Genomic DNA, 6,000 nt, shown 5'->3' with positions numbered 1-6,000 from the left:
CGTTCGCGAGCGCGGTGGAACCGGCGCGCGTGACTTCCCCAGCCACGTCGAACAGATCCTTCACCGAGACCGGAATGCCCGCGAGCGGCGAGAGCACCGTGCCGGCCGCGCGCAGGCGATCGTGCGCGTCGGCGGCGGCGCGCACGCGCTCCGGGTCGACGTGCGTGAAGACGGTCGCGCCCTGGCCCGCCGGATCGGCGATGCGCTGGAGCGCGACTTCTGCGAGCGCGCGGCTCGTCGTGCGGCCCGCCGCCAGATCGGCGGCGAGCTGGGCGAGGGGCGGAAACGGGGCGAGCGTGGGAGTGACGGCGGCGGAAGCAGTAGTCATGGCGGCGGAACAATCCATTAATGCGCAGTCGATGTGCGCGGCGGCGCGGGCGGTGGCCTTATCAGCCAAATGCTTGCGCAGGCGGCAGGCGCGGGAACGGCGCCGGCAAGGGTCGCATCATTGTAGGTCGGCTTTTTTCCTGGCGTGCAATCTGGATCGGGCTGCGCATCGGGTAACATGCAAGGCATTGATAGCAATTCGTAAGGAAAGTCTTCATGCACCATGGAATCGGCTTCATTCAGGATCTGGCAGTCGTGATGGCGCTCGCGGGCGTCGTCACAGTGCTGTTTCATCGCCTGAAGCAGCCGGTCGTGCTCGGGTATATCGCGGCGGGCGTGATCATCGGGCCATACACGCCGCCCTTCCACCTGATCCACGACGAAGCGACCATCCACACGATGGGCGAGCTCGGCGTGGTGTTCCTCATGTTCTCGCTCGGCCTCGAATTCAGCCTGCGCAAGCTCTTTCAGGTGGGTGCAACGGCCATCGTCGCCGCGCTCTCGGAAATCGTGCTGATGCTGTGGGTGGGCTACGAGATCGGCCGCGCGTTCGGCTGGGCCACGATGGATTCGCTGTTCCTCGGCGCGATCCTCGCCATTTCGTCGACGACCATCATCGTCAAGGCGCTCTCCGACCTGGGCGTGAAGCGCGAGCCGTTCGCGCAGCTCGTGTTCGGCGTCCTGATCGTCGAGGACATTCTCGGCATCGCGATGCTCGTGCTGCTGGGCGGCATAGCGCAGACGGGCGAACTGTCGCCGGGCATCGCGCTGATCACGCTCGGCAAACTGCTGCTCTTCATGGTCGTTTCGCTGCTCGCGGGTATCCTCGTCGTGCCGCGCGCGCTCGGCTACGTCGCGCGCGTAGGTAGCGACGAGATGCTGCTGGTCTCGGTGCTGGGCTTTTGCTTCGGTTTTTGCCTGCTCGTCGTGAAGCTCGATTATTCGATCGCGCTCGGTGCGTTCCTGATCGGCGCGGTCATGGCCGAGTCGCGCCATCTGCATCGCATCGAGCATCTCGTCGCGCCGCTGCGCGATGCCTTTTCGGCCATTTTCTTCGTGACGATCGGGCTCATGCTCAACCCGCTCGTGCTGGTCGACTACGCCGGGCCGATCGCCGTGATCTCGCTTGCCGTCGTGCTCGGCAAGCTCGTGTCGTGCGGCCTCGGCACCTTTCTCGCGGGCCGCGACGGACGCACCGCGATGCGCGTGGGGATGACCGTCTCCCAGATCGGCGAATTCTCGTTCATCATCGCCTCGCTCGGCCTCACGCTGAAGGTGACGAGCGGCTTTCTCTATCCCATCGCGGTGACCGTCTCCGCGATCACGACGCTCACTACGCCTTACCTCATCCGCATCGCCGATCCGCTCTCGCAGCGCCTCGCCCGCGCCATGCCGCCCGCCGTCTCCAACGTGTTCGGGATGTACAGCCAGTGGCTGCGCTGCCTCGTGCCGCGCTCGGACGGGCCCACGATCTTTTCGCTCACGAAGCGATCGTCCTCCAGATTGCCGTGAATCTCGCGCTTGTCTCGGCGATCTTCATCGGCGTCTCTTATGGCGCGCGCTACGCGGCGCCCTGGCTCGCGCACTGGATCGTCGACGAGCGCGTCCAGCGTGTCGTGCTCTGGAGCGCGGCGCTCATGCTCGCGATGCCGTTTCTCGTTGCGGTGTGGCGCAAGACGCAGTCGCTCGCGCGACTGCTCGCCGAGGTGAGCGTGCACCCGGAGAAGGCTGGGCGCTTCACGCGCGCCATCCGTCATGTGATAGCGGAACTGTTGCCCGTGGTCTCGATGTTCGGCGTGTTTCTCCTCGTGGCCGCGCTTTCCGGGACGATCCTGCCGCCCACGGGTTTTCTCATCGGGGTGCTGGTGTGCGCGGCGGCGCTCACCATGCTGCTGTGGCGCTGGTGCGTGAAGATTCACGCGTCGATGCAGATAGCGTTGCGCGAGACCTTCGACGAACGGCCGGATGCCTGAGCTGGCCGCATCGGCAGGCGGCACGGCTTGCGCTCGCTCGCGCAGCCGTTTGTCCCGGCAACCCTGTCACATACGATGGAATGTGAGCAATTGTGCGCAGGGGTGGCGGCGGCGTGCGGTGCGACGGATAATCAAGCCCTGTTCATTCGTTCGCGCGCCGCGCGCCTGACCCCACGTCATGAGCGAAAACAAATCAGATCACCCCGGCGTCCCTGACGGTGCAAGCCGCCCTGCGGGCACCCCGTCCTCCTCGATTCCCGCTCCCACAGGCGCAACGGGTCCATCGCCGGGCACTTCCGCTGGCGTCCCTTCCAGTTCTCCCGCTCCATCGTCGCCCACCGCTTCGCCTTCCGGGGAAGCTGCGCAACGCGCGTCGACCGACTCGCCGGACAGCGCCTCGACCGTCACGCCAGGCGCCGTGCCGTCTGCCGCACAGCCTTCCGCCGCTTCGACGCCGGGCGAACTGCCGGAGCGGGCGCCCGCCGGCGCGTCGCCGCGCATCCCGATCGGCGAAACCAGTGCCGCAGGCGCGTTTGCACCCGCACCCGCTGCGCACACGGAGCCGGTGAGCACTGGCGAGGGGTCCGCCGCGCAGGCGCGTCCTGGGGCGGCGCCCCCCGGGTTTGGCCAGGCGCCCGACTTCACGGCCCATCATCCGCCGCCGCCCGGCGCCATTCCGCCCGAGCCGCCGCGCTATCTGCGTCCGAGCGATTCGGCGTGGGCGGTGTTCGGCCGCATCGTTGCGGCGCGTGCACGGCAGCTGTTCGACCGCGCCGGTCAGCGCATCACGCAGCGCACGCTGCGCATCGGCGTCTCGGCGCGGATCTTCCACCCGGAGCCGGGGGCACAGGGGCTGCGCGGCAAAACGTTGCAATACCTCGAAGAGTCGATTGCGCACTGGGTGATGTCGCGCGACGTCATCGTGTTCATGATCCCGACGGTCGGCCACCAGGGCATGCTGCATCCGAGCAACATCCGGTTGCGCGATTACGCGAAGCATCTCGACGGCCTGTTGCTCCAGGGCGGCGCCGACGTTTCGCCGCAGACCTACGCGGAAATCTCGCCGCGCCCCGAGTGGCCGGGCGACCGCGTGCGCGATATGTACGAACTCGAATTGCTTCATGAGTTCGTCGAGTCGGGCAAGCCGGTGCTCGGCGTGTGCCGCGGCTGCCAGCTCATCAACGTTGCATTCGGCGGCACGCTTTATCAGGACATCGCCAGCGACGTGCCGACTGCCGGCGTTCACGTGAGCGAGCATTACGACCAGCATCGCCATTCGATCTCGTTCCCGGAAGGATCGACGTTCGCGAGCATGTTCCCCGGTAGGCGCGAAGCCCTCGTCAACTCGATCCACCATCAAGCCGTGAAAAACCTCGGGCGTGACTTGACGGTAGAGGCCGTATCGGCCGGCGACGGGCTCATCGAGGCAGTGCGTTACCGGCGAGCGCCGTTCGTCGTGGGCGTGCAGTGGCACCCGGAGTTTCACCGCGCGGGTGGCCCGGAACTGCTCGATTGCACGCCGCTGCTCGACACCTTCCTTCGCTCGGCGCGCGAAACGCGCTTTTGATCGCCGACCACGGCGATTGCCATCTCATACCGGCCGCCCGCAGCCTGCGCGCTCCGCTTCCTTGGGCCATGGTCTTTTGGGTCCATGCCTCGGAGTCCTACGCAGCTTGCATCCCTTGTGCACGGGATGGGCGTCCTTATCGCATAAGAATCGTCCTAATCTTGCGATTCGTCGGCCTATCTAAAATTAAACCTCATTTTTGAGATTTTCCCGCGGCGATAATGAAGGGTTACTGAGAATCATGGACGGAATAGGCAGGTATGAAGCATTCGATCACGTTGCGCCGTGTGATGCTCAGCGCCGCGACCCTCATACTGCTGCAGCGGGGCGCAACGGCATGGGCGGGCATGCCGGCCGACGCGGCGAACATGGGCTCCGCGCCCGCCGCGGCTGGAGAAAGGGCGCCGCTCGCGGGCAGCCGCCCGGCGCTCGGCAGCTTGACGCCGCAGCCGGCCGGCGTGCTGCCAGCCGTGAGCAATCCTGATGAGCAGGCCAGCGCCGGCGCGTCGCAAGGCGATGTTGCCACGCTGATGCAACTGATTCACGACGCGCAACTCGTCGAACTCCGTACGACTTATAACGCGAGCTACGGTGCGAGCCTCTTCTTCTACCCGCCGGAGATGACGTACTACGTCGTGCTGTTTCAGGACAAGCACTTCTGGCGCGTGATCCGTTCGCAGGACGCAGCGCGTTCGGAAGCGATCTATGCCGATTTCGTGCGTCAAACCGAGCAACTCGCCCAGGTTGAGATACGGCGCACGCAGCTCGAGGCGCAAAAGACCTTCATCGAGCGCGTGATCGCGCTGTCCGAAGCGCGCGCGCGCCGGTTGCAGGCCGACCTCGACATCGCGCGCACGCAACAGGCGCGGGTCGATGCCCACCAGCGCCAAGTGCAGGGCGACGCCACGGCGCTCAATGCGCAGAAGGCACAGGCGCAGGCGCAACTGCGAGACCTGGAGCGCCAGGTGGATGCGCTCCAGCGCGCGACGGAGGCAGGCCTGCCCACTGCGCGACACTGAAGGGAGCGGCCGGCGAATGCGGGAGCGGTCGTCCGCCTTGTTGCCTGGCTTGCTTCTTACGCGACCCACAAAAAAGCCCGGTTTTAAGCCGGGTTTTTTTGTGGCGAAAATTGTGCGTTATTTTGCGAACCGGTCTGGGACCTCGGTGAGGCGACGCTGTGAAACATGGTTCACCCACTCCGTGCTATCTGCCGGCACGGCTGGCCGGGTCGATGCTTGCGCCGGGGCGTACGTTTTCGCATAAGCGAGGATGGAAGCGAATTCGTCGGCCTGATTCGCGCCGGTCTGTCGGGGTGAATAGCTCGACGCTTCCGAGTAGGCGCCTCGCGCGCGATGGGTCGTGACCGGCCGCGTTTCACGATGGGGGGCGAATTCGTGGACATCGTGATGCGCGGTGACCTTGCGTTGCGTCGCGGTTTGCGTGGCGATGCGTTCGGCGCCGCGCGGCTCGCGCTGGACTAGTCGCGCGGGAGCAACGGTTTTCGAGTGCGCGCGCAAACTGAAATCGGGTTTCGTGCGCGCAGCCAGGTTGGCTTGCGCAGGCCTGCGGCCGGTTGCTGCTTCGGCCCGGTGAACCTGTGCCGGCGCCGGAGCTGCAACGACGGGAGCCCGTTTGTCCGCCATTGGCACCGCGGCCGCTTCGACGGACATTGAGTCCGCACCGCGCGGCAAGGACGTTGCAGGGGGAGATGGTGGCAACGCAGCCTGCCTGACTGGGCCGGTGACGAGGGGCTCGTGCTGCGCGCGCGCTTCGGCAAGATGACGCGAAGCATCTTGATGCGTGACTGGAACAGGGCGAGCATTCGCGCTGCCGGTTTCGGTTGCCGCTTCATGAGGCGCGTGACTGGCGACGATCCAGGCGAGCAACGCCGCACCGCCAATCGCGACTGCGCCGCCAGCGAGCCTGTGTTGCTCTGCCGGTGGCTTGTGTCCGAGCGACGTCGCGGGTGAGCTGACCGCGTATGCGGCGCGGGCGGCCGTCGGCCCGCAGTCAGTTTGCGACCCAATGGGCGCGGCAACGGGGCGATGAGACTGCGGCGCCGGGCTATGGCAGGTGTCCCATCGCGCGGCGGCGCGGAACGCTTCGGCGCTCAGGCAGACGGTGCGCAGGATG

General features: G+C 66.4%; 3 protein-coding genes and 1 pseudogene. 3 read left to right on the top strand and 1 reads right to left on the bottom strand.

The window, feature by feature from the left end:
- Positions 1-328: amidase family protein (locus BMI01S_RS15265; protein WP_042289693.1), on the bottom strand; the 328-nt coding region annotated here is incomplete at its 3' end.
- Positions 329-543: 215 nt separating this feature from the next.
- Here BMI01S_RS15265 and BMI01S_RS15260 point away from each other — a divergent pair.
- The 3 genes and pseudogenes from BMI01S_RS15260 to BMI01S_RS15250 all read left to right on the top strand — a co-directional run bounded on the left by BMI01S_RS15260 (position 544) and on the right by BMI01S_RS15250 (position 4,886).
- Positions 544-2,300, top strand: a pseudogene (locus BMI01S_RS15260) (cation:proton antiporter).
- A 178-nt stretch (positions 2,301-2,478) separates the two neighbouring features.
- Entirely contained in the window at positions 2,479-3,867 is a 1,389-nt protein-coding gene (locus BMI01S_RS15255) for a gamma-glutamyl-gamma-aminobutyrate hydrolase family protein (protein ID WP_028211671.1), read from the top strand.
- 260 nt (positions 3,868-4,127) lie between these two features.
- Positions 4,128-4,886: a DUF2968 domain-containing protein gene (locus tag BMI01S_RS15250; protein WP_028211672.1), complete on the top strand. Its 759-nt coding sequence runs from the start codon at positions 4,128-4,130 to the stop codon at positions 4,884-4,886.
- Positions 4,887-6,000: the final 1,114 nt, after the last annotated feature.

The organism is Paraburkholderia mimosarum LMG 23256 = NBRC 106338 (assembly GCF_000739815.1).
In the GTDB taxonomy this organism is placed as follows: domain Bacteria; phylum Pseudomonadota; class Gammaproteobacteria; order Burkholderiales; family Burkholderiaceae; genus Paraburkholderia; species Paraburkholderia mimosarum.
This window is presented reverse-complemented; position numbering and strand designations above follow the sequence as displayed.